The following is a 19,770-nucleotide window of genomic DNA, read 5'->3' as shown; positions in this document are numbered from 1 at the left end:
GTTCAGACCACCACGTTGACCAGACGGTCGGGCACGACCACGACCTTCTTGGGGGCCTGGCCGCCGCTGAACTCGGCGAACTTCTCATGGGCCAGGGCGGCGGCCTCGATGGCGGCCTTGTCGGCGCCCGCGGGCACCTTCAGCGAGCCGCGCAGCTTGCCGTTGACCTGCAGCATCAGCTCGATCTCGTCCTGTACCAGGGCGCCTTCATCGACCGTCGGCCAGGCCGTGTCCAGCAGGTCGCCCAGTTGGGCCGCGAAGCCCAGCTCCTGCCACAGGGTGTGGGCGATGTGCGGGCAGGCCGGGTAGATCACGCGCAGCAGCACCGAGACGCCCTCGCGCACGGCGGCGGCCTGGCCGGCGACGTCCTTGAACGCTTCCAGCGCATTCAGCAGCTTCATGGCCCCGGAGACCACGGTGTTGTACTGCATGCGCTCGTAGTCGTAGGAGACCTGCTTGAGCACCAGGTGCACCTCGCGGCGCAGGGCCTTGCCTTCGGCGCTGAGTGCGGCGAAGTCCTCGCTGGCCGTCTTCAGCACGTCGGCGTTCTTGGCAGCGAAACCCCAGACGCGCTTCAGGAAGCGGTGCGCGCCTTCCACGCCGGCATCGTTCCACTCCAGCGTCTGCTCGGGCGGGCTGGCGAACATCACGAAGAGGCGGGCGGTGTCGGCGCCGTACTGGTTGATCAGCTCCTGCGGATCCACGCCATTGTTCTTGGACTTGGACATGGTGCCCACGCCCTCATAGTCGATGGCCGAACCATCGCTCTTGAGCTTGGCGCCGACGATCTTGCCGCTCTTCTCATCGAAGACGTTCTCGACCTCGTGCGGCCAGAAGTACTCGATGCCACCTTGCATCGTGCGGCGCGAGTAGATGTGGTTGAGCACCATGCCCTGCGTCAGCAGTTTGGTGAAGGGCTCGTCGATCTTGACCAGGCCCAGGTCGCGCATGACCTTGGTCCAGAAGCGCGCGTACAGCAGGTGCAGGATGGCGTGCTCGATGCCGCCGATGTACTGGTCCATCGCGGCGCCCTGGCGCATCCAGTAGGCCGTGCCGTCGCCGACCATGGCGTCCTTGTTCTGCGCGTCGCAGTAGCGCATGAAGTACCAGGACGAGTCCACGAAGGTGTCCATGGTGTCGGTCTCGCGCCGGGCCGGCTTGCCGCAGGTCGGGCAGGGCACGTTCAGGAAGGCGCTGTGCTTGTTCAGCGGGTTGCCGCTGCCGTCGGGGATGCACTCCTCGGGCAGGACCACGGGCAGGTCCTTCTCGGGCACCGGCACCGCGCCGTGCTCCTCGCAGTGGATGATGGGGATGGGCGTGCCCCAGTAGCGCTGGCGGCTCACGCCCCAGTCGCGCAGGCGCCAGGTGGTCTTCTTCTCGCCCAGGCCCTTGGCCCCGACGAGCTCGGCGACCTTGTCCACGGCGGCCTTGTGATTCAGGCCGTCGAGCACGCCGGAGTTGACGCAGACGCCCTGCGTCTTGTCGCCGTACCAGTCGGCCCAGGTGCTGGTCGAGAAGGCCTGGCCTTCGACGGCCACGACCTGCCTGATCTCGATGCCGTACTTGTTGGCAAAGGCGAAATCGCGCTCGTCATGCGCCGGCACGCCCATGACGGCGCCGTCGCCATAGCTCATCAGCACATAGTTGCCGACCCACACCGGCACCTGCGCGCCGGTCAGCGGATGCGTGACCACGAGGCCCGTGGGCATGCCCTTCTTCTCCTGCGTGGCGAGCTCGGCCTCGGTCGTGCCGCCCTGCTTGCATTCCTCGATGAAGGCGGCCAGTGCCGGGTTCGTGGCGGCGGCGTGCGCGGCCAGGGGGTGCTCCGGCGCGACGGCGCAGAAGGTCACGCCCATGATGGTGTCGGCGCGGGTGGTGAAGACGTAGAGCTTGCCGTCCTGGATCAGGGCGCCGCTGGCGTCCTTGATCTCATGCGGGAAGGCGAAGCGCACGCCCTGGCTCTTGCCGATCCAGTTCTCCTGCATCAGGCGCACGCGCTCGGGCCAGCCGCTGAGGTAGTTCTTGTCCTCGGGGTTGGCCACCGCGGCGAGCAGCTCTTCGGCGTAGTCGGTGATCTTGAGGTAGTAGCCCGGGATCTCGCGCTTCTCGACCAGGGCGCCGGAGCGCCAGCCGCGGCCGTCAATCACCTGCTCGTTGGCCAGCACGGTCTGGTCCACCGGGTCCCAGTTGACGACCTGGGTGCGGCGCTCGGCGATGCCCTTCTCCAGCATCTTCAGGAACAGCCACTGGTTCCACTTGTAGTACTCAGGCTGGCAGGTGGCTATTTCTCGAGACCAGTCGATCGCCAGGCCCATGGCCTGCATCTGCGACTTCATGTACGCGATGTTGGAGTAGGTCCACTGGGCCGGCGGCACCTTGCCCTTCATGGCGGCGTTCTCGGCCGGCAGGCCGAAGGCGTCCCAGCCCATGGGCATCAGCACGTTGTAGCCCTTCATGCGCAGCTGGCGCGTGAGCATGTCGTTGATCGTGTAGTTGCGCACATGGCCCATGTGCAGCTTGCCGCTGGGGTAGGGCAGCATGGAGCAGGCGTAGAACTTGGGCTTGTTCTCGTCCTCTAGAACACGGTAGGCGTCGCGTTCGTTCCAGTACTGCCGCGCGGCGGCTTCGATCTCGTTGGGGGCGTACTTGTCGTTCATGCGCCAAATTGTAGGCGCAGGGTGTGGCGCAGCCGCTTCAGGGCTTGTCGCTGCTCGGTGCTTGGGCGACGAAGGCAATGCGGTGCAGGCCGCCGTCCTGGATCCAGCCGATCAGCTCGGCCACGCGGCCGTAGGGCACGGCCTGGTCGGCGCGCAGCTGCACCTCCATCTCGGGGCGGGCCTGGCCCAGCTGCTGGATGCGCTTCCTGAACTCGGCGGGCGTGATGCGCTCCTCGCCCAGGTAGAGCTCGCCGCTCGGGTCCAGGGCCACGGCGATGAACTGTGGCGTGTCGGAGGGCGTGGCCGCCTCGCTCTTGGGCAGGTCCAGGCGCAGCGAGGAAGTCATCAGAGGGGCCGTGATCATGAAGATGACCAGCAGCACCAGCATGACGTCGATCAGCGGCGTCATGTTGATCTCGCCCATGGGCCGGGGCGATTCGCGGCGTTCGAGGCGGCCGAAGCTCATCTCGGCCCCCCAACCTCGGCGTTCGGCCCTTGGCGGGTTTTCATGGCGCCGGGGTGTCCAGCAGCTCGCGCAGATCGTGTGCAAAGCCTTCCAGCTCGGCCTCGCAGGCACCGATCAGCTTGCCGAAGACGTTGTAGGCCAGCACGGCGGGGATGGCCACCGCCAGGCCGGCCGCGGTCATGATGAGGGCCTCGCCCACCGGGCCCGCGACCTTGTCTATGGTCAGGTTGCCCGCCGCGGAGATGCTCTCCAGCGCGTGGTAGATGCCCCAGACGGTGCCGAAGAGGCCCACGAAGGGGGCGGTGCTGCCCACCGAGGCCAGCAGCACCTGCCCGTACTGCAGCTGCTGCACGACGCGGTGCAGGGCATCACGCAGCTGGCGGGTCAGCTGGGATTCCTTGTGCCCCTGCGCGGCCAGGGTCTGGGCAGCGGGCGCCTCGGTCGCGGCCTGCAGCAGGGGGGCCAGCACGCCTTCGCGGTCCAGACGTGACACCGTGCTGTGGCCGTCGGCCAGCGAGGCGGAGTTCCAGAAGGCCGACATGCCCTGCGCCAGGTCCACGCGGGCGCGGCGTAGCTGCCAGCCCTTCCAGAAGATCAGCACCCAGGCGCTCACCGACATCGCCAGCAGCAGCAGGGCCACCAGTCGGCCCACGCCATCGCTTTGCGCCCAGAACTGGAGGAAGCCGCCCATAGTGCTCAGGCGCCCCTGGCGCTCAGGCCTAGCACGTCGTCCATGCCGTAGAGGCCGGGGGCGCTGCGGGCCAGGAAGCGTGCGGCGCGCAGGCTGCCCTGGGCATAGGTGGCCCGGCTGGAGGACTTGTGCGAGATCTCGATGCGCTCGCCCGTGCCGGCGAAGAGCACGGTGTGGTCACCGATGATGTCGCCGCCGCGCACGGTGGCGAAGCCGATGGTGGAGGGGTCGCGCTCGCCGGTCACGCCTTCGCGGCCGTAGACGGCGCAGCTTTGCAGGTCGCGACCCAGGGCCTCGGCCACCACCTCGCCCATCTTCAGGGCGGTGCCACTGGGGGCATCGACCTTGTGGCGGTGGTGGGCCTCGATGATCTCAATGTCATAGCCCTCGTTGAGGGCGCGGGCGGCCATGTCCAGGAGCTTGAGCACCACATTGACGCCCACGCTCATATTGGGCGCCATCATGATGCCGATCTTCCCGGCGCCGGCTGCGATGCGCGCCTTCTGCTCGGGTTCGAAGCCCGTGGTGCCGATGACCATGGCGATGCCCAGCTCCTCGCACAGGGCCAGGTGGGCCAGCGTGCCTTCGGGGCGGGTGAAGTCAATCAGCACCTGGGCGCCCTGCAGGCCGGCGCGCAGGTCGTCCGTGACGCGCACGCCACTCTCGCGGCCCAGGAAGCCACCAGCGTCCTGGCCCAGCAGCAGGCTGCCGGGGCGGTCGAGGGCGCCGCTGAGCTGGCAGTCCGGGGACTGCAGCACGGCCTCGATCAGCATGCGGCCCATGCGTCCGGAGGCGCCGGCAATGGCAATGCGCACGCTCATGAGCGGGGCTCCAGCGGGGGATAGCTGCGCACCGGGCCCATGGGCTCAAGCACCGTCGGGGCCTGCTTTGTGGGTGCAGGCAGTGCCTTGCGCTCATTGTCGCTGAGCGCCAGCTTGGGGGCGTCGCCCTTGAGCTTCAGGGTGTTGATGGAGGCGACGAACTCGCGCTCGGTGGGGATGTCGTTCGGGGCGTCCACGCTCTTGAGGGCGTCACCCTCGAACCAGATCACCACATGGCGGCGCTGGGGCTCGGTGCCTTGGCGACGGATGGTGAAGATGTAGTCCCAGCGGTCCTCGTGGAAGACGTCGGTCAGCATGGGAGAACCGAGCAGGTCCTGGACCTGGGCGCGCGGCATGCCGGGCTTGACGCTGGCCAGCAACTCCTTGGTCAGCACGTTGCCTTGCACCACCTCCACGCGGTAGGGGCGCACCAAGCCCAGCACCTTGTCGCCGGTGGCGGAGCCCAGCTCGCTCAGTTTGGGCATCTGGCTGCAGCCACCCAGGGCCAGCAGTGCCAGCGCCAGCGCGCCGGTCAGCGGCCAGCCGTGGTGGCTGGCGTCAGGAGAAATGAGTCGCATGTCACTAGGGGCTTAGAAGTCGGCGGCCCAAGCTGGCTATGATCGACCCATTCTAGCGGCAGGCCCGGGGCCTGCTGAACGCACGCTGATTGCCTGCAAGACCATGAACCGCACCGACGAAATCAAGAACAGCGGCCTGAAGGCCACGCTGCCGCGCATCAAGATCCTCGAGATCTTCCAGAAGACTGCGCAGCGGCACATGACGGCCGAGGACGTCTACAAGGCGCTGCTCGTCGAGGACGCCGACATCGGCCTGGCCACCGTTTACCGCGTGCTGACCCAGTTCGAGCAGGCCGGCTTGCTCTCGCGCAATCATTTCGAATCCGGCAAGGCGGTGTTCGAGCTCAACGAGGGCCACCACCACGATCACCTGGTCTGCCTGACCTGCGGCAAGGTTGAGGAATTCTTCGACCCCGAGATCGAGTCGCGCCAGCACAAGATCGCCCTGGATCGTGGGTTCGAGCTGCAGGAGCATTCGCTGTCGCTCTATGCGAACTGCATCAAGAAGGACTGCGCCAACCGACGCTGATCCGTCCTGCGCCGCCGGACCCAGGCCTCAGGCGTCGTCCTGCAGGCCTTTTTCAATGGCGCGCTGGTGGCGCTCGACGAACTCGCGGTAGGTGTCGATGCCGCGCAGCTGCAGGATGGTGTTGCGCACGGCGGCTTCCACTAGAACGGCTAGGTTGCGCCCGGCATCCACCGCAATCACGACCTTGCGCACGGGCATGCCCAGCACGTCCTCGTAAAGGGGTTCATACGGTAGGCGCTCGAAGTCGCGCTCCATGGTCTCCTTGCGGACCAGGTGCACGATGAGCTTGAGCCGCATCTTGCGACGCACGGCCGTCTCGCCAAAGATGGCCTTGATGTCCAGCAGGCCGATGCCGCGCACCTCCAGCAGGTTCATCAGCAGCTCGGGGCAGCGACCCTCGATGGCGGTCTGGGCGATGCGGAAGAAATCCACCGCGTCATCGGCCACCAGGCCGTGGCCGCGGGAGATCAGCTCCAGGCCCAGCTCGCTCTTGCCCAGGCCGGACTCGCCGGTCAGCAGCACGCCCAGGCCCAGGATGTCCATGAAGACACCGTGCCGGGTGGTCCGGTTGGCGCACAGCAGGGCCAGGTAGGAGCGGACCACGTCGATGGTGTGGCCGGCGGACTCCGAGGTGACGAAGAGCGGGATCTCGGCGCGGTCGCACATCGCCACCAGGCGGTCGGGCGGCGTCTGATCGTCCGCGACGATGATCACCGGTGGTTCCAGCGTCACGATGCGCGCGATGCGGCGGTCCAGCACTTCGCCCGAGGCCTCGCTGAGGTAGGCCACCTCGCGGCGTCCCACGATCTGCACGCGGTAGGGGTGGATGTAGTTCAGGTAGCCGACCAGATCGGCGGCGGACTGGGCGTCCCGCACGGCGGTGTCGTCGAAACGGCGCTCGGGGTGGGCGTGCCCGGCGATCCAAGCCCAGCGCAGGGCCTCACGGAGTTCTTCGAAGAGGCGGTCGGCACTGATTGAGGTGGGTTTCATCCCTGGACCGGCCTCAGGCTACCGACTTCAGCGGTTCCCAGTCGGCGATGAGCTTGTGCAGCGTCGCCGCCTCGGCTTCGGTCTTGAGGCGCTCGCGCAGTTCGCGGTCGGAGAGCATCTCGGCGATCTCGGAGAGGATTTCCAGGTGACGCTGGGTGGCAGCCTCGGGAACCAGCAGGAAGATCAGCAGGGAGACGGGCTCGTCGTCCGGAGCGTCGAAGCCGATGGCTTGCTGCACGCGCAGCACCGCGGCCAGCGGATTCTTCAGGCCCTTGATGCGGCCATGGGGGATGGCCACACCATGGCCGAGGCCGGTCGAGCCCAGGCGTTCGCGGGCAAAGAGGTTGTCCGTGACCAGGGCGCGCGCGATGGAATGGTTGTTCTCGAACAGCAGGCCTGCCTGTTCGAAAACTCGCTTCTTGCTGGAGGCGTCCACATTCACCAGCACATTGCTGGCAGGCAGGATGGCGGCGAGACGGTTCATCGAGGTCACAGCGCCGATTACGGCCGGGTCGGCCTTGGGCGGGACGCTTGGTCACTAGGATTGGAAAACCGATTATAGAAAGCTCCTTGACCCTGGATGTCCTGCAGGGTCGAAGAGCCCTCCAAATGGGTGCGATAGCGTGATATTGAGGCGCTTCGGCAACGCCGTCGCGCCTGGGGCAGGCAGCAAAAAGGCGCCCGGGTGGGCGCCTTGCGTACAGGACGGGTTGACTCAGGACTCAGGAGGCCGGCATGTCCATGCGCTTGGCGGCCTGATGGTGGTGGTCCTGGAGCTTGTCCTTGTGGCGGCAGACCTGACGATCCAGCTTGTCCATCAGCTGGTCAATGGCGGCATAGAGATCTTCGTGAGCTTGCTCGACAAAGATGTCACGTCCCTTGACGTGGACGGTGACTTCGGCCTTTTGCCTGCGCTCCTTCTCCTTCTGCTTCTCCACCGTGAGCAGGACGTTGATGTCAACGACCTGGTCAAAGTGGCGGGTCACCCGGTCCAGCTTGGTCAGCACGTATTCGCGCAGCGCTGGGGTCACTTCAAGATGGTGGCCGCTGATAGTCAGGTTCATAAAGCCTCCTTTCACAGGGCTTGGTCGCGAGAAAGCATTGATTCTTGAGAACACTGGCGGACGCTGTCGGCGGCCGCTCTTCTTCAGGGATACAGAGGTCTTGAGGGGGAGATTGAGGCGTCTTTGAAAGGTGTGCGGCGGTCAGTAGCGGAGTGGAGAAATCGTTCTTGCTGCGGACCAGTGTGCTCCGGAAGCATGACTGTGACAAGCGTTTTAAAGCGCCTTCTGGTGGCTCGCAGGGGTGCTCTTTTGCTTCAGCGCAAAGGCGTGATGGAATGCGCGATCCGCCGTCGCGCAATGCGTGTGGCACCTCAGGGCAAGCCCGCTGATATCGTCGGCGGCGCAGCCATAGAAAGGCTTGATGCGCTCAGGGGCCGGACGCGATAATGCGCCGTCCCCACCACTGGAGTCTTTCTTGGACAGCGATCACCCTCGGTGACCGTCCACTCCAGCGTCCTGGTGCACGCAGGCCCCTGAGCAGGTGTCGCGTTGCGGCCGGTGTCCGGAGTGAGACGGGTCACCCCCCTGCCCCGGACCTGGCCCGCCCTGCGCGGCCGTCCATCGCCCACAGACTGTTCCTGCCGCGCACGACTGGCGGCTGGACGCATGCGCTGGAGCCCTCATGCTCAATGTCTTCACGCTGGACAACGGCCGCCTCAAGGGCGGGTTGTTCCAGGACGAAACCGAATCCGCCGCCGACCTGGCCATGGCCCGTCCCGTATGGGTGGACCTGGAGAACCCGACGTCCGAGGAGAAAGGCTGGATACGCGAACGTTTCGGGCTGATCATCCCGGAGGACATCATCGACGATGACCTCGAGGAATCCGCCCGTTTCTACGAGGAGGACAACGGCGAGTTGCACATCCGTTCCGACTTTCTCATTGAGGATGACGAATCGGCCCGCAATGTGCGCGTGGCCTTCATCCTGCACCAGAACGTGCTCTTCTCGGTGCACAACGAGGATCTCCCGGTCTTTCGCCTGCTGCGCCTGCGAGCCCGCCGCATTCCGGCCCTCATCGAGGACGCCAAGGACGTGCTGCTGAAGCTCTACGACGCTGACGCGGAGTACTCCGCCGACGTGCTGGAGGGCATCTATGACAAGCTGGAGCGCATCAGCGCCCGGGTGCTGAAGAGCGACGTCAACGATGCCGAGGCCGGCGAGGTGCTGGCTGCCATTGCCCGCGAGGAAGACTTGAACGGCCGGATTCGCCGCAATGTAATGGACACGCGCCGCGCCGTCAGCTTCATGATGCGCAGCCGCATGCTCAACGCTGAACAGTTCGAGGAATCGCGCCAGATCCTGCGGGACATTGACTCGCTGGACTCCCACACGGCCTTCCTGTTCGACAAGATCAACTTCCTGATGGACGCCACGGTCGGCTTCATCAACATCAACCAGAACAAGATCATCAAGATCTTCTCCGTGGCCAGCGTGGCCCTGCTGCCCCCGACCCTCATCGCCAGCATCTACGGCATGAACTTCAAGCACATGCCGGAACTCGATGCGGAATGGGGCTATCCCTTCGCCATCGCCCTGATGGTGGCCTCCGTGGCCGCGCCCTTCATCTATTTCCGCCGCAAGGGCTGGCTGCGCTGAAGGCGCAGCGCCTGAAGCGCCTGTGTGGGCGCAGCAAATGCTGCTGCAACCGTCCCGCGAGGGCCGGCGGGCCGGGCGGTGCCTCGCTGGGGCAGCTCCTGTTGCTCAGGGGCATCCGGCGAAGGCAGGTGACCCGGGTTCAGGATTCGTCTTTTGGGATGGTGGCAATCGTGCGCCGCGAAGCGGCTGCGCCCGCGCGGTGCGCTGCGCTGCCGCATGCGACTGTAGCTTTACGTCAGGCGACGGAAAGGAAAAAGGGCTCCCGCAAGAGCGGGAGCCCTGGACATAAAAGAAGCCGCAAGATGCCCCGGGACCAACGAGGGAGGGAGGGAGGAGGAGGAGAAGAGTCCCGGGATTTCAGCCCCAACACTGGGGAGATCTTGCGACTGAAAGCTTGTAGCTACTGTACTCGTTTGTGGTTTCGCTGTGTAAGCGCGCCGGGCGTTCTTTTCAAACCTTTGCGTAAATCTGTAAATGATTTTGCGCTTCAGGGAGGATTGTTAGGCCTGGCGAGCGGAAGTTTTGCTACTTCTGTCCCAGGTGCCGGGTACAAGAGCGAGTTTCTGAGCCGAAGTGTGGGCCTTCGGGCTTACGCCAAGCTTCAAAGACGGGGTTTATCCATATCGACGTGCGGGCGGATGTCCCCCGTTTCTGTGTCATGCGGAAATGCGACGCCAATCCGGGGGAAGTGCCCGGGAGGGCCCTTTGCCCCTGGCGCAGGTCAAGGAGCCGCAGCCTGGCGGCAGACTGGAGCACAGGAAAGACGGGCTTGTCACATGGCTGCAAGCCTGAGCTGATGAACTACGGGCTCGTCGGCGGGTGGGGCCTTGCCTGGGGGCGAAAGCTCCCAGGTTCCCGCCCCGTTTAGAATGCCGCCCCTAAACCATAGGACGGACCATGCTCTACCCCGAACTCTTCAAGCAACTGGAAGCCGTGCGCTGGAACATGGACACCGACATCCCCTGGGACACGTTCGATGCCAGCCTGCTCACCGAGGACCAGGCCCAGACCATCAAGATGAACGCGATCACCGAGTGGGCGGCCCTGCCGGCCACCGAGATGTTCCTGCGTGACAACCGCGACGACAGCGATTTCTCCGCCTTCATGAGCGTCTGGTTCTTCGAGGAGCAGAAGCACTCCCTGGTGCTGATGGAATACCTTCGCCGCTTCCGCCCGGACCTGGTGCCCAGCGAGCAGGAACTGCATGAGGTCCGCTTCGACTTCGACCCGGCGCCTGCCCTCGAGACCCTGATGCTGCACTTCTGCGGCGAGATCCGCCTGAACCACTGGTACCGCCGTGCTGCCGAATGGCACACCGAGCCGGTGATCAAGGCCATCTACGAGACCCTGGCCCGCGACGAGGCCCGCCACGGCGGCGCCTATCTGCGCTACATGAAGCGCGCCATGCAGAAGTTCGGCGACGAGGCCCGTGCCGCCTTCGCCAAGGTGGGTGTGCTGATGGCCAGCGCCCGCCGCACGGCCCAAGCCCTGCATCCGACCAATCTGCACGTCAACGCCAAGCTCTTCCCGCGCGACACCATCCAGAGCCGCCTGCCGGATCCGGAGTGGCTGGAGAAGTGGCTGGACAAGCAGATCCAGTTCGACGCTGTCTGGGAGACCAAGGTGGTCGAGCGCATCCTGCACAATATGAGCCTGCTGATGGAGCGCAGCTTCGCCAGCGTGCAGGAGCTGAACCGCTTCCGCAAGGAAGTGAGCGCCAAGGTGGCCGCAGCCACCGGTGCAACTGGCGGCACCGAGCCCAGCCCTGCAGCCTGATCGCACCGTCGATCTCGCAAAGACAAAGCCCGCCAATCGGCGGGCTTTTTTGCTGGAGACTCGTGGGAGCTCAGCTGGCCTGGCGGCGCTTGAGCACCAGCAGGTAGAAGCACAGGCTTGCCAGGGCCAGGCCGCCGACGAAGTGCGGCGACGCCAACTGGGCGAAAGCTGCGCCCAGATCATGCAGCACCAGCTGCAGCAGGCTGGCGAAGCTCTCGTGTTCCAGCTGCCGGGCGGCGCCCCGGCCTTCCAGGGTCATGCTGGCATTGAACAGGGCCTTGCCGGCACCCTCGAACTGGGCCTTCAGCAGCTGAGCCACCACGTGGTTGTGATAGAGCTCTTTCAGCACGTTCGCGAGGATCACCGTGCCGCCGATCAGCACCGGCACACCCCAGCGTTTCAGCCAGGCGGCCGCAGCCATCAGGGCCATGAACAGGGGCGACAGCCACAGGGTCATCAGCAGCAGGCCGATGCTCAGGCGCAGCCATCCCAGGACGGCGATACCCATCAGGCTACCCCAGGGCACCTGACCGAAGCCAGCAAAGCCGTGGATCTTAAGCAGGGCGGCCGCGGCCATCACGGGCCCGCAGACCAGGCCGACGGCCACAGCTGCCATGGGCACGAGCAGCGCGTGGGTCAGCACGGTGGCTCCGATGCTCTCGACGTGAGTGGCCGGCAGGGAGAGCCAGAACTCGACAGAGCGGTCCTGCTGGTCGCGACGGGACAGGCCCGGCAGCTGGAACATCGACACGATCCAGCTCAGCGCGAAAACGCCCGCCATGCTACCCAGCATGGCCACGGCTGCCACGGCCACCGGCGGCGGCACTTGGGCGTCGCCATCGACGATGGGGCCCTGGAGGGGCATCAGCAACAGGATCAGTGCGGGCGGCACCAGCATCACCAGCAGCCAGCCGAGGCGATGCTGCATCCACTCGCGCTGCAGGAGGGTCAGGAATCGTTGTGCTTTCATGGTCGGTCTCCTTCAGGCCTCGCGGGGCTGCAGTTCAGGCTTGCGGGTCAGGGCGACGAAGAGGTCGACCAGGCTGGGGCGGAATCGCTGGCCCAGGGCCTGGACGTCCGGGGGCGGCTCGCCGTCGAACAGGGCGGCCGAGCGGCCCTGCTGGCGGTATCGCAGCAGCGGGTGGGCGCGTGCCACGGTGTCGGCGGCGGCCGGATCGTGGGCCAGGGCCACGAAGCGGGAGTCCATCTCTTCCAGGCTGATGTTGAGCACCAGCTTGCCTTCGTCCAGCATCATCACGTCGGACAGCAGGCTCTCGATCTCCTCGACCTGATGGGTGGAGATCACCACCGTGCGTTCGCCGTCGCACCATTCGTCGATGAGCATCTCGTAGAAGCTCTTGCGCGAGATCACGTCCAGCCCCAGGGTGGGCTCGTCGAGGATCATCAGGCGGGTGTCGATGGCGGCCACCAGGGCCAGGTGCAGCTGGGTCACCATCCCCTTGGACAGCGACTTGACCTTGTCATTGAGGCTCACGCTGGTGCGCTTGAGCAGGGCCCTGGCGCGCTCGGCAGAGAACTGGGGCTGCAGGCCGCTCATCAGCGTGATGAGCTCATGCACGCGGGCCCAGCGTGGCAGCACGGCCACGTCGGGGATGTAGGAAAGGCCCTTGAGCAGCTCGGTGCGCTGGCTGCGCGGATCCAGGCCAAGCACACGCAGCTCGCCTTCGCCGCCCTGCAGGCCGACCATGGCTTTCATCAGCGAGGTCTTGCCGGCACCGTTGTGGCCCAGCAGACCCACCACGCGGCCCTTGGGGATCTGAAAGCTGAGGTGGTCGCAGGCCACCTTGCGGCCATAGCGCAGCGTAAAGTCGCGCGCGCTGACCAGGGGTTCGGTATTGTTGTTCGTGTTCATTGCAGTTCCTCCCATTGCAGATCCTGGGCGCTGAGGCCCAGGCGCTTCAGCTTTTCGCGCAGCAGGGGCCATTCCTTGCTCAGGAACTGCTCTCGCTCGCTCTCCAGCAGGCGCTGGCGGGCGCCGGGCCGTACGTACATGCCCAGCCCGCGACGGCTTTCCACCAGGCCGTTGTCGGCCAGTGACTGCAGCGCGCGGCTGACCGTCAGCGGGTTGATCAGGTATTGGGTGGCCAAGAGGCGGACCGAAGGGAGGGCTTCACCTTCGGGCGGATTGCCATCCAGCAGCTGACTGGCCAGGCGGTCGGCCAGCTGCTGGTAGATCGGCGCATTGTCGTTCCAGCTTTGCATGTCGCTTCAGGCCAGGAGCCTGCGGTGTGTTGCTGATGTAGCACACCATAACAATGCTCAGTCCGGGCCCCTAGCGGGGGGCGACAGACTGCAGCTGGGGCGGGATGAACTGCATGGGGTGGCTGTGGGTGTCGGTTTGCGCTGTAGTTCGAACTCTTTGAGCTGTAGTTTGAACTCAGGAGGCCGCGGTTTGCGGCTTTATACTCGATGTAAGTTATTGATTTGACGAAGATTTCCCTGTTGCAAGACGATCGAGCGGCCATGGCTGCGTATAACGACCTCTGCACACATGCAGGCTTTCTGGGAGAGCTGCGCAAGATTTTTGAGAATGAACGCAAGCAGCCAATTTGTCTTGCATGAACTGGCTGCGCGAGTTGCCGAGCTGCAGCGAGCTCGGTCGGTCGGCGGCGGCCGTCACACAAATGAACGTCTGAAGCGCCCGATGTGCAACGATGGCCGCCAGCGTTGCTTGGTCAGGTGCACCGTAATCGATAGCCAGAGGGCCAGTAGCCAGCGTTTGGCCCGCCAGGCCCAACGCAAAAGCCCCATCACGACGAACGGCATGAGCACCGAGAAGGCGCCCACGGTCAGGCTGCGCTGCATCTCCGAGTTGCTGGGGCCGAGTTGCATGGGTTGTTCTCCGATGAAATTGACAGGGACTGCAGCGCGCGATCAGCCCCGTGGGTGAACCATCCCATCGGCCTCTTCAAGCTCCTCCAGCGCCTCGTTCGCGGCCGCCATGCCTGCCTCGATGAGCTCCTTCGGGTGGCCCTTCGCAATGAGCTGCTTGTAGCGGTTGTTCGACAAGGTGCCCTGGGTCGAGATGGCCCTGGCCATGACCACCAGGTCGTTGTTGTTCATGTCGATGGCGTTGTTGATTGCGCTGTAGACCGCGTCGTAGCGGTGCAGGAACGACATCTCGTGCTGGAGATCATGCTGCAGGGCTTGCAGAGCCATCTCGAGGCCGAACTCGACACAGTGCGTGCCGTCCCAGTAGCGGTAGATCTCGGGCTCACCCTTGAAGTTCTGGAAGATCTGGTCGTCGGACACATAGGTTACGTCCCAGAAGGCGCGCGCCGGCTTCGAGAACGACTGCAATGCCTTCAGGTATTGGCCCTCATGGCGCTTCATGGCGATCGACACCGGCAGCACCAGGCCGCTGGCCAACCGCGCATCGGAACAGGCCACCTTGTGGAATAGGAATCGCGACAACCGACCGTTGCCGTCCATAAACGGATGAGCAAAGACGAAGGCGAAGCTCGCCAGACTGCCACGCACCAGCGCATCCACCTTGCTGTTGCGGTCGTTGCACAACGACATGATGGCGTTCATGACCGACCTGACCATCTCAGGCGGAGGCGGCAGGTATGTCACGCCCAACGCACCGCGCATGTCGTTGCGTAGACGGTTCTGTTGCTCTCGAAACCCCCACGCCTTATCCAACGGATTGTTGACCGCAAGGTTTTGCAGTGCGACCAGGTAGGCCTCGCTGACCGGCTCATCATCTTGGGCCTTGGCGAGCAACGCGGCGAACGCTTCTGCCTTGGTCGGGCTTGGCTTCTCCCGCTCGATCGCATAGCTGTGGTCGGCTTCACTGAGGTAGGCCCATCGGACAGCACGATCCAGTACGCCTGGATCGACGCCAGCGACGAAGGCCTCCACTTGACTGAGCACATCGGCAGCCAACAGGTTGACCACGGACTTCGTCCGCCGCACGGTGATGCAGTAGTCTGGGCTGCCGATGCCATTGAAGTCGACCCGCCATCGACTGTCGCGCTGGACTCGATCCGTGACGTAGAGTTGCTCGTCGAAGAGCTTTTCGTAGGCGCCTACGGCCGCAGGCAGGCCCTCAAGCTTGCTGCCGTTGGCGATCTCCCAGAGGTAGCAGGCGACGCGCGCGTAGGCGCTGCTTGTCGAGCGCTGAAAGGCCTGGGCCACCGACTGGCCGGGGATCTTCTTCAGCGAGAGAATGGCAGCCTGCAGATTCAGCCCCTCGTGCTTCAGTGCGAAGAGGAGATGCTGCAGCGGGTCGTCTGAGGCCGGCGCAACGCCGGCCGGAACCAGCAGGCAGTCTGCCTGCTCCGTGACTCGTGTGACCGGTCCGATCTTGGCTGGCCTGTCGATCGGAAATGCCCCGCTATTGAGGGTCGAGGCCAGGAAGTCGTAACCGATCGAACGTGTAGCCATTTTTTTCTCCGCCTATCCAAGAAATCTATCCGAAAACGGTGTTCTTGGAATTTTTTTATCTTGAATGGCGGGCGCACTGCACCTCACTTCCCTACGCCATCTCGCAAATGCCGCATAGGAGCAGTTGCCGCCAGCGGGCGGTCAGCAGTGCGACGTAGTGCCGCGGCGCCGGGCCGCCGCCGTACAAGCCCAGGGCCCAGGCGTCGTTGAGCTCACATTCTTCTATAGTGACGTTTCGGTGCACCGCTTGTTCGGCGGAATTCGAACCACTGACTGGGGGCACTGTGGGCGTTGCGGCAAGCTGTTTTGTCTTGCGCATCTTTCGCCTGTTCAGCAGCCGGTAGCCAGTAGTCGGTCGCAGATGCGATGCGCTTCATGCGCTTTGGAGGGGGATGACCTCACCAGTTGCCCGTGTGAGGATTCAGCTTGATCGTTTCCGGTATCCAGGATTCAGTGGCCAAGGCTACGCACTGCAGCTCACCACGAAGAAGGAACAAATGCTTACTCGCGGCCACATCGTCGGCCTGGTCCTGGACCATTTCACCGAACTCAGCGAGCGCATTGCCATGCGCAGCCGCTTCAACTTTTTGGACTTGAACGTCCACGTCGAAAACTACCTTCGCGACCTGCTCAACATCGTGCACGGGACCGAACTAGAGAATCTCAACAAGAACTCAGCCAACGAAGCGGGCCTGGACCTCGGCGATGAGAAGGCCAAGCGTGGCATTCAGATCACCTCCCGATCTGACGCAAGGAAGATCCGCAAGACGTTGGAAAACCTCACCTCCGACCAGAAGGCCAAGTACAGCGAGATCATCGTGCTGGTAGTCGGGAAGAAACAGGGTTCCTACACGCTGACGGACCAGATCTTCACAGACTACAACTTCACTGAGAGCAACATCTGGGACATGACCACCATTGCCCGCGACATGGTTGCCCTGGATAGCGATGCTCTGTACCGTCTGCACCAGCTCGTTCGCAAAGAGGCCGCCCGGGTGCTCATTGAGTTGGAGGTCCCTGACGAGCAAGGCCAATACAAGACCTCCGGCTATGAAATGTGGGAGCAGCCTCCTAAGCCCAAGACCACAGACGGGGCGGCCTTCATCAAGTTCCTTGAGGAGGACAGATGCGAAGTCTCAGCGAAGGAGGCAAGCGCAATCCGCGAAGGTCTTGCCAGCCTGGGACGGACCCTTGCCGGCCTTCCGCGCATCACTCGCGAGTTCTTGGTCATGCTCTATGAGCTCCGGCAGGACAACAGCTCTGGGCGACCTCGCCTCCAGTACGGATTCGTCGAGCGCATGTACCGTGGGGATGACCTGAAAGGCGAAATCGCCCTGCTGGAGCACGCTGGCTTGCTAGACATCAGCGAGAGCAGCCATGAGCACAGGTCTTATGAGATCACGCTCTATTTGCCATGCGGTTCGGACCACCTCAAGGACGGCCTCTTGCACTACGTGGAAACCAAGGGCCTTAGCTTGCGAAGGGTGCTCGGGGAGGTGGATCTGTCCAGCTTCTGAACCAAAGTCGTTTTGCACGGCCCGGGGCGCGGGGGGGCAAGAGAACGGCTACACGAACTCGGCAGTAGCGGGTTCAGCGACGGCGATGAAACAAGTCGCGCCAAGCCCTTGATGCGTCGCATGCCCGCTGTTCAGCATTTAGCGCAAACCGACAGCCGAGGTGGCTGCGCGCAACCGCACCCACTGAACTCGCCGTTGCTGACGCTCACCGGGGCAAGCGGGTAAGGAGACAATCACCGCCCGGACTGTCCCCGGCCGCCTGGACAAGCTGTCTCTTTCATCATCTGGTGCTGCCAGACCACTCATGACCGACGCTCAATACACGACCTTGCCCCAGTGGCCCAACGCCTATCCGGCCAGCGGCGCCAGCGCCACCCTGAAACTCCGCAACGAGGATTTCATCGTGACCGAACTGCCGCTGCAGCAACCCTCCGGTGAGGGCGAGCACATCTGGCTGGACGTCGAAAAGACCGGTGCCAATACCGCCTTCGTCGCCCAGCAGTTGGCCGAAGCCGCGGGCGTGCAGGAAAGGGATGTCGGCTATGCCGGCCTCAAGGACCGCTACGCCATCACCCGACAATGGTTCAGCATCTATTTCCCCAAGGGCGAGACGCCCGACCTGACCCAGTTTCAGCACCCGGAGTTCACGGTGCTGAGTCAGAGCCGGCATGTCAAAAAGCTGCGGCCCGGTGACCTGCAGGGCAACCGATTCCAAATCGCGCTGCGTGAGGTGACCGGCGACCGCGACGCCATCGAGACCAATCTCAAGGCCGTTGCGTCGCATGGCGTGCCCAACTACTTTGGCGCTCAGCGTTTCGGGCACGACGGCGGCAACGTGGAGCAGGGCCGAGCTATGCTGGCGCGCGAAATCCGCGTGCGCAACCCGAAGAAGAAAGGCATCTACCTGTCGGCGGTGCGCTCCTTTGTCTTCAATGAAGTGCTGGGGCTGCGGATTCAGCAGGGCCTCTGGGGCAAGACCCTGCCCGGCGACGTGATGGATGAGGCGGGCCTGCCTACCGGGCCGCTCTGGGGACGTGGCCGGGTGATCTCCACCGATCAAGCGCAGGCCCTGGAAATGGGAGTGGCTGGACGTCACGCCACCTTGTGCGACGGCATGGAACACGCCGGTCTGGATCAGGAGCGCCGCGCACTGGTGGCGCGCCCCGTGGACATGTCATGGGAATGGCCGCAAGCGGATCAACTGGTGCTCAGCTTCTCCTTGCCCGCCGGGAACTACGCCACTTCCGTTCTGAACGAGATCCTTCGCACCACGGAGCCTGACCGGCACACGGAGAACGAGTCGGCGGCTGTCGAATGACGGGGCCTGGATTGCCCCGGTGTTCCTTGGCAACGTCGTACCACTCGACGTGCCGGCAAGGGCGGCGGCGGCTGTCCTTGCCGTTGCAGCCGCGCCTTTGCAGCGACTGCCTCCAGCGCGCCTCAGCCGCGCCTCACCCCACCAGTGCCCCATGATGAAACCCCAGCCGCGGATCTCCGCCGGGTGACAGGGCCACGAAGTCCTGCAGCGGCGGCATGGCCACGCGCAGCCGGAGGGTGTTGGCGGGATAGTCGTAGACCGTGATGTGGTTGAGGCCTCGGTTGGCGGTGAACAACAGGCGCTGGTCGGCCGAGAGTTGGCAGGCGTAGACCGAATCCAGCACCGCCCAGCGCGAGATGCGTAGCGCGGACAGGAAGTGCCGGCTCTCATGCAGCACGTTGCCGCGGGTGAGCGCGTCGGCGATCTGGGCGCCGACGGCCTTGCGCTGGCTGAGCACCGTCGAGACGTCGGGACGCTCATCGATCATGCGCCAGCGCGCCAGACCTTCCCGTTCAATCATGATGATGCTCTGGCTGGCGCCATTGCAGAAGATGAGCTCGCCCTTGGACAGCGTCACGTCGCTGTTGATATGCGCCGGCACCTCGCGTCCCGCAGCCCAGTGACGCAGCACGCTGCCAGTGACGGCATCGATCTCAAAGGCGTATTCCTTGAGGAAGGCCATCGCCCATTCATGCCAGTCGCGCCCTTCTTGCGGCAGCACACGGAAGCTCAGCGCATAGAAGATGTCCCGCGCCGGGTCCGCCACCACATGCCAGCAGGTGGCGGGCAGCTCGACGCGGCGCGCTTCGCCGGTCTGTAGATCGTAGATGCCGACCTCGCGCGCCTCGCCCTGCCTGGGGTGGTCCATCGAGCCGTACACCAGGTAGCGCCCCGAGGCGCTGCGCTTGAGCGCATGTGGCAGCTTCACACGGTGGGGGCCGAGCTTCACGCCCTCGGCGAGGCGGCGTGCATCGAATCGGTAGAAGTGATCACCGATCGCGGTGATGAACTCGTGCTCGTTCAACCACACGGCATGGGTGCTGCCACGCAGCGAGGTGTCGTTGGTCTCAAAGCTGAGCGTGCTCTGGCGCGCGAGCTCCCGTGAGTCCGCACCATCGTAGATCAGCAGGTGCTGGCCTGTGTTGCCCAGGAAGCCCAGCGAGCCGCCGGGGTTCAGGCTGATCGCATGCCCGCCGGCAATGCCGTCGAAGTAGGCGATCTTCCAGGCATAGGCGTTGTCGGCGGGATCGAAGAGGAACTGGCAGACGCCGGCCAAGCCCTCCAGGCCATTGAGGCCATTGCCATCCAGTGCGACATGGAATCGGTAGGGGTAGGCTCTCATGCCGCGTTATTATC

General features: G+C 64.5%; 19 protein-coding genes. 5 read left to right on the top strand and 14 right to left on the bottom strand.

Annotation, left to right across the window (positions count from 1 at the left end; all coding sequences use genetic code 11):
- Positions 1-2: 2 nt before the first annotated feature.
- From leuS to H5407_RS05840, 5 genes are read right to left on the bottom strand one after another with little or no spacing between them, the layout of a single operon-like run.
- Positions 3-2,657, bottom strand: a complete 2,655-nt coding sequence (leuS, locus tag H5407_RS05860; protein ID WP_183103503.1) for a leucine--tRNA ligase — start codon at positions 2,655-2,657, stop codon at positions 3-5.
- Positions 2,658-2,694: 37 nt separating this feature from the next.
- Complete coding sequence (locus H5407_RS05855; protein ID WP_183103502.1) at positions 2,695-3,123, bottom strand: biopolymer transporter ExbD; 429 nt, start codon at positions 3,121-3,123, stop codon at positions 2,695-2,697.
- Between the two features lie 40 nt (positions 3,124-3,163).
- Positions 3,164-3,814, bottom strand: a complete 651-nt coding sequence (locus tag H5407_RS05850) for a MotA/TolQ/ExbB proton channel family protein (RefSeq protein WP_183103501.1) — start codon at positions 3,812-3,814, stop codon at positions 3,164-3,166.
- A gap of 5 nt (positions 3,815-3,819) precedes the next feature.
- A complete protein-coding gene (gene dapB / locus H5407_RS05845) occupies positions 3,820-4,635 on the bottom strand; it encodes a 4-hydroxy-tetrahydrodipicolinate reductase (RefSeq protein WP_183103500.1) in 816 nt (271 codons plus the stop codon).
- Positions 4,632-5,213 (bottom strand): outer membrane protein assembly factor BamE, encoded by a 582-nt coding sequence (locus H5407_RS05840; RefSeq protein WP_255501089.1) that lies wholly within the window; start codon positions 5,211-5,213, stop codon positions 4,632-4,634. The genes dapB and H5407_RS05840 overlap by 4 nt, the downstream gene beginning before the upstream one ends.
- A 103-nt stretch (positions 5,214-5,316) precedes the next feature.
- On the opposite strand from H5407_RS05840, the gene fur reads away from it, so the two are divergent.
- Positions 5,317-5,742 carry a ferric iron uptake transcriptional regulator gene (fur, locus tag H5407_RS05835; RefSeq protein ID WP_183103499.1) on the top strand — a complete coding sequence of 142 codons (426 nt, stop codon included), beginning with the start codon at positions 5,317-5,319 and terminating at the stop codon, positions 5,740-5,742.
- Positions 5,743-5,769: 27 nt separating this feature from the next.
- On the opposite strand, the gene hprK is transcribed toward fur, so the two are convergent.
- From hprK to hpf, 3 genes are all read right to left on the bottom strand, one after another.
- Positions 5,770-6,732 (bottom strand): HPr(Ser) kinase/phosphatase, encoded by a 963-nt coding sequence (hprK, locus tag H5407_RS05830; RefSeq protein WP_183103498.1) that lies wholly within the window; start codon positions 6,730-6,732, stop codon positions 5,770-5,772.
- 13 nt (positions 6,733-6,745) lie between these two features.
- Positions 6,746-7,216, bottom strand: a complete 471-nt coding sequence (locus tag H5407_RS05825; RefSeq protein WP_183103497.1) for a PTS sugar transporter subunit IIA — start codon at positions 7,214-7,216, stop codon at positions 6,746-6,748.
- Positions 7,217-7,454: 238 nt separating this feature from the next.
- Complete coding sequence (gene hpf / locus H5407_RS05820) at positions 7,455-7,796, bottom strand: ribosome hibernation-promoting factor, HPF/YfiA family (protein ID WP_183103496.1); 342 nt, start codon at positions 7,794-7,796, stop codon at positions 7,455-7,457.
- Positions 7,797-8,418: 622 nt separating this feature from the next.
- Here hpf and corA point away from each other — a divergent pair.
- Positions 8,419-9,393 (top strand): magnesium/cobalt transporter CorA, encoded by a 975-nt coding sequence (gene corA / locus H5407_RS05815; RefSeq protein WP_183103495.1) that lies wholly within the window; start codon positions 8,419-8,421, stop codon positions 9,391-9,393.
- Between the two features lie 897 nt (positions 9,394-10,290).
- Positions 10,291-11,169: a ferritin-like domain-containing protein gene (locus H5407_RS05810; RefSeq protein ID WP_183103494.1), complete on the top strand. Its 879-nt coding sequence runs from the start codon at positions 10,291-10,293 to the stop codon at positions 11,167-11,169.
- Positions 11,170-11,239: 70 nt separating this feature from the next.
- Here H5407_RS05810 and H5407_RS05805 read toward each other — a convergent pair whose 3' ends face one another.
- From H5407_RS05805 to H5407_RS05785, 5 genes are all read right to left on the bottom strand, one after another.
- On the bottom strand, positions 11,240-12,139 hold the full coding sequence (locus tag H5407_RS05805) for a hypothetical protein (protein WP_183103493.1): 900 nt from the start codon (positions 12,137-12,139) through the stop codon (positions 11,240-11,242).
- A gap of 12 nt (positions 12,140-12,151) precedes the next feature.
- Positions 12,152-13,042 (bottom strand): ABC transporter ATP-binding protein, encoded by an 891-nt coding sequence (locus tag H5407_RS05800; protein ID WP_183103492.1) that lies wholly within the window; start codon positions 13,040-13,042, stop codon positions 12,152-12,154.
- On the bottom strand, positions 13,039-13,392 hold the full coding sequence (locus tag H5407_RS05795; protein WP_183103491.1) for a GntR family transcriptional regulator: 354 nt from the start codon (positions 13,390-13,392) through the stop codon (positions 13,039-13,041). The genes H5407_RS05800 and H5407_RS05795 overlap by 4 nt, the downstream gene beginning before the upstream one ends.
- A gap of 414 nt (positions 13,393-13,806) precedes the next feature.
- On the bottom strand, positions 13,807-14,022 hold the full coding sequence (locus H5407_RS05790; RefSeq protein ID WP_183103490.1) for a hypothetical protein: 216 nt from the start codon (positions 14,020-14,022) through the stop codon (positions 13,807-13,809).
- Positions 14,023-14,064: 42 nt separating this feature from the next.
- Entirely contained in the window at positions 14,065-15,579 is a 1,515-nt protein-coding gene (locus H5407_RS05785; protein ID WP_183103489.1) for a Fic family protein, read from the bottom strand.
- A gap of 392 nt (positions 15,580-15,971) precedes the next feature.
- On the opposite strand from H5407_RS05785, the gene H5407_RS05780 reads away from it, so the two are divergent.
- On the top strand, positions 15,972-17,096 hold the full coding sequence (locus H5407_RS05780) for an SMEK domain-containing protein (RefSeq protein ID WP_183103488.1): 1,125 nt from the start codon (positions 15,972-15,974) through the stop codon (positions 17,094-17,096).
- 304 nt (positions 17,097-17,400) lie between these two features.
- The gene (gene truD, locus H5407_RS05775) at positions 17,401-18,414 is read left to right on the top strand and encodes a tRNA pseudouridine(13) synthase TruD (RefSeq protein ID WP_183103487.1); all 1,014 of its coding nucleotides are present in this window, start codon (positions 17,401-17,403) and stop codon (positions 18,412-18,414) included.
- 133 nt (positions 18,415-18,547) lie between these two features.
- Here the strand turns inward: truD and H5407_RS05770 are convergent, their stop codons facing one another.
- Complete coding sequence (locus tag H5407_RS05770; RefSeq protein ID WP_183103486.1) at positions 18,548-19,756, bottom strand: hypothetical protein; 1,209 nt, start codon at positions 19,754-19,756, stop codon at positions 18,548-18,550.
- Between the last annotated feature and the right edge of the window lie 14 nt (positions 19,757-19,770).

It is taken from the genome of Mitsuaria sp. WAJ17, from assembly GCF_014174515.1.
Taxonomy (GTDB): domain Bacteria; phylum Pseudomonadota; class Gammaproteobacteria; order Burkholderiales; family Burkholderiaceae_C; genus Roseateles_B.
The sequence above is the reverse complement of the archived record's forward strand: the minus strand, read 5'-3'. Positions and strand labels throughout refer to the sequence as shown.

Bases quoted from the DNA above. Each gene is read 5' to 3' on its own strand.
- truD (WP_183103487.1), top strand. From the start codon at position 17,401: ATGACCGACGCTCAATACACGACCTTGCCCCAGTGGCCCAACGCCTAT.
- H5407_RS05780 (WP_183103488.1), top strand. From the start codon at position 15,972: ATGACCTCACCAGTTGCCCGTGTGAGGATTCAGCTTGATCGTTTCCGG.
- dapB (WP_183103500.1), bottom strand. From the start codon at position 4,635: ATGAGCGTGCGCATTGCCATTGCCGGCGCCTCCGGACGCATGGGCCGC.
- H5407_RS05795 (WP_183103491.1), bottom strand. From the start codon at position 13,392: ATGCAAAGCTGGAACGACAATGCGCCGATCTACCAGCAGCTGGCCGAC.
- hprK (WP_183103498.1), bottom strand. From the start codon at position 6,732: ATGAAACCCACCTCAATCAGTGCCGACCGCCTCTTCGAAGAACTCCGT.
- H5407_RS05850 (WP_183103501.1), bottom strand. From the start codon at position 3,814: ATGGGCGGCTTCCTCCAGTTCTGGGCGCAAAGCGATGGCGTGGGCCGA.
- leuS (WP_183103503.1), bottom strand. From the start codon at position 2,657: ATGAACGACAAGTACGCCCCCAACGAGATCGAAGCCGCCGCGCGGCAG.
- H5407_RS05790 (WP_183103490.1), bottom strand. From the start codon at position 14,022: ATGCAACTCGGCCCCAGCAACTCGGAGATGCAGCGCAGCCTGACCGTG.
- H5407_RS05770 (WP_183103486.1), bottom strand. From the start codon at position 19,756: ATGAGAGCCTACCCCTACCGATTCCATGTCGCACTGGATGGCAATGGC.
- H5407_RS05805 (WP_183103493.1), bottom strand. From the start codon at position 12,139: ATGAAAGCACAACGATTCCTGACCCTCCTGCAGCGCGAGTGGATGCAG.
- H5407_RS05785 (WP_183103489.1), bottom strand. From the start codon at position 15,579: ATGGCTACACGTTCGATCGGTTACGACTTCCTGGCCTCGACCCTCAAT.
- corA (WP_183103495.1), top strand. From the start codon at position 8,419: ATGCTCAATGTCTTCACGCTGGACAACGGCCGCCTCAAGGGCGGGTTG.
- H5407_RS05855 (WP_183103502.1), bottom strand. From the start codon at position 3,123: ATGAGCTTCGGCCGCCTCGAACGCCGCGAATCGCCCCGGCCCATGGGC.
- H5407_RS05825 (WP_183103497.1), bottom strand. From the start codon at position 7,216: ATGAACCGTCTCGCCGCCATCCTGCCTGCCAGCAATGTGCTGGTGAAT.
- H5407_RS05840 (WP_255501089.1), bottom strand. From the start codon at position 5,213: ATGCGACTCATTTCTCCTGACGCCAGCCACCACGGCTGGCCGCTGACC.
- fur (WP_183103499.1), top strand. From the start codon at position 5,317: ATGAACCGCACCGACGAAATCAAGAACAGCGGCCTGAAGGCCACGCTG.
- hpf (WP_183103496.1), bottom strand. From the start codon at position 7,796: ATGAACCTGACTATCAGCGGCCACCATCTTGAAGTGACCCCAGCGCTG.
- H5407_RS05800 (WP_183103492.1), bottom strand. From the start codon at position 13,042: ATGAACACGAACAACAATACCGAACCCCTGGTCAGCGCGCGCGACTTT.
- H5407_RS05810 (WP_183103494.1), top strand. From the start codon at position 10,291: ATGCTCTACCCCGAACTCTTCAAGCAACTGGAAGCCGTGCGCTGGAAC.